The organism is Micrococcus sp., from assembly GCF_030523875.1.
Lineage (GTDB): Bacteria > Actinomycetota > Actinomycetes > Actinomycetales > Micrococcaceae > Micrococcus.
Genome location: NZ_JAUNHR010000027.1, coordinates 18404 through 22398, shown reverse-complemented (window position 1 = coordinate 22398; position 3995 = coordinate 18404). Strand labels below are relative to the sequence as shown.

The window sequence follows — 3995 nt, the reverse complement described above, 5'->3', positions numbered from 1 at the left end:
GAGGGACCGGGCGACCATCGGGGTCGAACGGTGGGTGCGGGCCAGCTCCGCGAGCGCGTCCTGCGCGGCGGCGAGGTCCTCGGCCAGGATCGCGCCCACCCGGCCGACCATGACCATCATCGCGGAGTCCACGACGTCCTGGCTCGTGGCGCCCAGGTGCACGGCGCGGGAGCCGGCCGGCAGCCGCGAGCGCAGCGCCTTCAGCGCCGGGATGAGGGGGTTGCCGCCGCCCTGGGCCGCGCGGGCGAGGCCGGCCACGTCGTAGGCGTCCGGGTCGCACGCCGCCGCGGCCTCTTCGGCCTCGGCCGCCGTGGCGAGCCCGTGCCGGGCGAGCACGCGCACCCAGGCGGCCTCGACGTCGAGCAGGTGCCCCAGGAACGTGCGGTCCGCGGTGGCGGCCTCAGCCCGACTGCCGGCCCAGGCCGGATCCAGGAGGCCGACGTCGGCGACGGCGGCGAGGGCGGCGGCGGCTGAGGTCATGGCGGGCTCCTGGGGTCGGAGGGGTGGGATCGGGCTCCGGAGGCGGCGTCAGGCCCGACCCGTCCCGCGTGTGGGAGGGGCCGGGCCTGCGGCCGAGGCCGGCGTCAGTTGAGCTCGGGGTACTCGATGCCGGGGAACTGCAGGAACACGGTCTCCTTCGCGGCGTGCTCCCCGCGGCCCTGGATCCAGATGTCGAACTCGAGCGAGCCGTCGTCGTTCCGGGTGCCGATCAGGGTGCGGCGGCGGTCCTCGTCCAGGGAGGAGAGGAACGCGTCCTGCGCGATCGCCTCGGCGTCCTCGGGCAGGTACACGCGGGTGTGCAGCTTGTTCAGCAGGCCGCGGGCGAAGACGACGACGTGGATGAACCGCGCGCGGCCCTCGTTGACCACGCCGGGCTCCACCGTGGAGAAGGTGTACCGGCCCGCGTTGTCCACGGCGCAGCGGCCCCAGCCGGTGAAGGTGAAGCCGTCCCGGACGAGGGAGCCGTCCTCCTGGGAGATGACGCCCTCGGCGTCGGCCTGCCAGATCTCGATCATGGCGTCCGGGATCGGATCCCCGTTGCCGTCGTAGACGGTGCCGAACAGGCGCATCGCGTCCGCGCGGCCGGCGGGCACCAGCTGGTGGCCGTCGCGCCACGGCAGGTGCACCTGCTCGTAGCCGTTCGCGTAGCCGAAGAACGGGCCGATGGTCTGCCCCGGGGTGGGGATCAGCTTCCCGTCGGCGGTGCGCGGGGTGGTGTCGTCGATGCGCATCAGTGGTCGCCCTCCTCGTCTTCCATCCAGGTGCGGTGGCTGCCCGTGAGCACGATGTCCCACCAGTAGCCGGTGTTCCACTCGTGGGTGGACACCGTGTGGTCGTAGGTGGCCACGAGCCGGTCGCGGGCGGCCTGGTCCGTGATGCCCTGGTAGATCGGGTCCAGCGGGAACAGCGGGTCGCCCGGGAAGTACATCTGGGTGATCATGCGCTGCGTGAAGTCCGTGCCGAACAGGGAGAAGTGGATGTGCGCCGGGCGCCACGCGTTGCGGTGGTTCTTCCACGGGTACGGGGCCGGCTTGATGGTGGTGAACTCGTAGGTCCCGTCCGCGCCGGTGAGCGTGCGGCCGATGCCCGTGAAGTTCGGGTCCAGCGGCGCGGGGTGCTGGTCCCGCTTGTGCACGTAGCGGCCGGCCGCGTTGGCCTGCCAGATCTCCACGAGCTGGTGGCGCACGGGGCGCCCGTCGCCGTCGAGCACACGGCCGCGCACCGTGATGCGCTCGCCGATCGGCTCGCCCTGCTGGCCCACCGTGAGGTCCGCCTCGAGCGGGTGGACGTCCCGGTCGCCGAACGCGGGGGACCACAGCTCGATGCCCTCGGGGTCGGCGTGCGCCATCGACTTGGTGGGGTGGCGGAACGCCGAGGAGCGGTAGGGCGGGAAGTCCAGGCGCGGCTGGGTCTCCCCCTCCGCCCGTGCATGGGCCTCGGCGATCTCCCGGTCGATGGTCTCCTGGGAGTCCTGGGTGGCGGCCGGGTCGAGCACGTGGGCGTGGTCGAAGGTCTCGTCGTCCTGGTGCGGGGTCTGCTCGCTCACGGGTGCTCCTTTCTCTGTCTGCGGGGTCGGCGTCGGACGGTCAGCGGGCGTGCGGCCAGCCGGTGTACTGCTCGGCCAGGTACTGCTGACCGTAGCGGGAGGAGGTGACGTTCATGAGCTCCCCCAGCACGCGGCGACGCTCGAAGTCGGAGGCGTCCTCCCGGGTGTGGAGCAGGGAGGTCATCCACGAGGAGAAGTGCTGGGCCTTCCAGACCCGCGCCAGGGCGGTGTCCGAGTAGGCGTCGAGCAGCTCCCGGGAGCCGTCCTGGGCCCAGGCGAGCAGCGCCTCGGACAGGACGCGGATGTCCGCGAAGGCCAGGTTCAGGCCCTTGGCCCCGGTCGGCGGGACGGTGTGGCCTGCGTCGCCCGCGAGGAACACGTTGCGGTGGGACAGCGGGGTGCGCACGAAGGAGCGGAAGCCGAGCACGGTCTTGTCGATGATGGGCCCCGTCTTCAGCGTCAGCCCGTCGGGGCCGTCCACGATCGCCTGGAGGCGCTCCCAGATGCGGTCGTCGGACCAGTCCGCGGCGTCCGTGCCCGGATCGCACTGGAAGTACATGCGCTGCACGGTGTCCGAGCGCTGGGAGATGAGGGCGAAGCCCAGGTCGGAGCGGCAGTAGATGAGCTCCTTCGAGGACTTCGGCGCCTCGGTCAGGATGCCGAACCACGCGAAGGGGTACTCGTGGAAGAAGTCCCGCCCCCCGGCGGTGCCCCTCTGCAGGGCCTTGCGGACGAGGGAGCGGGAGCCGTCCGCGCCCACCAGGACGTCGCAGCGCAGCTCCTCGAGGGGGCCCTCCTCGCCGCCGGCCGTCGAGCGGAACACCACGCCGGGGGTGTCGGAGTCGATGTCCAGCACCTCCACGACCTCGGTCTCGAAGCGCACGTCCCCGCCGTCGCGGGCGCGGGCCGCGGCGAGGTCCACGAACACCTCGTTCTGGGCATAGAGCGTGACGGTGGCGCCCACGAGGTCCGGGAAGTCGAACAGGTGGGACTCCCCGCCGAAGCGGATGTCGATCCCGGCGTGCTCGTCGCCGATCTCGCGGATGCGGCCGTCCACGCCGGTCCGGGTCAGCATGTCCACGCTGGGCTGCTCGAGGATGCCGGCGCGGTGCGTGGCGGCGATGGTGTCGTGGTCGCGGGCCTCGAGGACCACGGTGTCGACGCCCTCACGGGAGAGCAGGTGGGACAGCATGAGGCCGGCGGGGCCGCCGCCCACGATGCCGACCCGGGTGCGGGTCACGGTGCGCTGGGTCATGGCGTCCTTTCTGGGGCGTCCGCCGCGCCGGGCGCCGTGCGGCGCGGGAGCGGACCCCGGGGATGGTCCCCCCATCCTGGGGTGTGGTCCAGGTCACCGCCACGGGGATTCTCACTCACTGAGAATCCGCGCCGAGGGCCCGGGAGATCCCGCGGGCCGCCGTCATCAGCAGGGGCGGGACGCCCGGGGTGACGGGGTCCTCCCGGTGCACCACCACGCCGAGCGCGGCCGGGGACAGCCCCCGACCGCGGTGCACGGGGACCGCGATCCCCCGGGCCTCGGGGTCCACGGCGCCGTCCACCGCCGCGTAGCCGTCCCGCCTCACCTGCGCGAGCAGCGTCCGCAGCCCCTCCTCGGTGGGGGCGGCGACCGCGGGAGGTCCCGCGGCCGGCGCCGGCGCGCCCGCCTCCTGCGGCAGGGCGGGGTCCACGGGCCGGCCGAGCCGGTCCCGGTGCCGGTCCACGAACCGCGCAGCCTCGCCCGGGCGCGCGAAGGCCAGCAGGACCAGGCCCAGGGAGGTGGTGAAGGCCGGCAGCCGCTCGGCCACCGCCGCCCGGTTCACGACGGCGTCGCGCGCCGCCAGGCGCTCCAGCACCAGCACCCCGTCCTCATCCAGGACGGCCAGCTGCGTGTTCTGGCGCAGGACGGCCTGGACGTCCACGAGGAACGGCATGGCCGCGCGGGCCAGGGGCA

The 3995-nt window shown here is 73.7% G+C and carries 5 protein-coding genes; all 5 read right to left on the bottom strand.

Features of this window, described 5'->3' with window-relative positions; translation table 11 throughout:
* A partial coding sequence (locus tag Q4D18_RS05415; protein ID WP_303126394.1) for a lyase family protein occupies positions 1-480 on the bottom strand: 480 nt, incomplete at its 3' end.
* Positions 481-584: 104 nt separating this feature from the next.
* Entirely contained in the window at positions 585-1232 is a 648-nt protein-coding gene (pcaG, locus tag Q4D18_RS05410) for a protocatechuate 3,4-dioxygenase subunit alpha (protein WP_303126392.1), read from the bottom strand.
* On the bottom strand, positions 1232-1957 hold the full coding sequence (gene pcaH, locus Q4D18_RS05405) for a protocatechuate 3,4-dioxygenase subunit beta (protein ID WP_303126406.1): 726 nt from the start codon (positions 1955-1957) through the stop codon (positions 1232-1234). Before pcaH ends, pcaG begins: the two co-directional genes overlap by 1 nt.
* A 130-nt stretch (positions 1958-2087) precedes the next feature.
* Positions 2088-3302 (bottom strand): 4-hydroxybenzoate 3-monooxygenase, encoded by a 1215-nt coding sequence (locus tag Q4D18_RS05400; protein WP_303126391.1) that lies wholly within the window; start codon positions 3300-3302, stop codon positions 2088-2090.
* A 115-nt stretch (positions 3303-3417) separates the two neighbouring features.
* A partial coding sequence (locus tag Q4D18_RS05395; RefSeq protein ID WP_303126390.1) for an IclR family transcriptional regulator C-terminal domain-containing protein occupies positions 3418-3995 on the bottom strand: 578 nt, incomplete at its 5' end.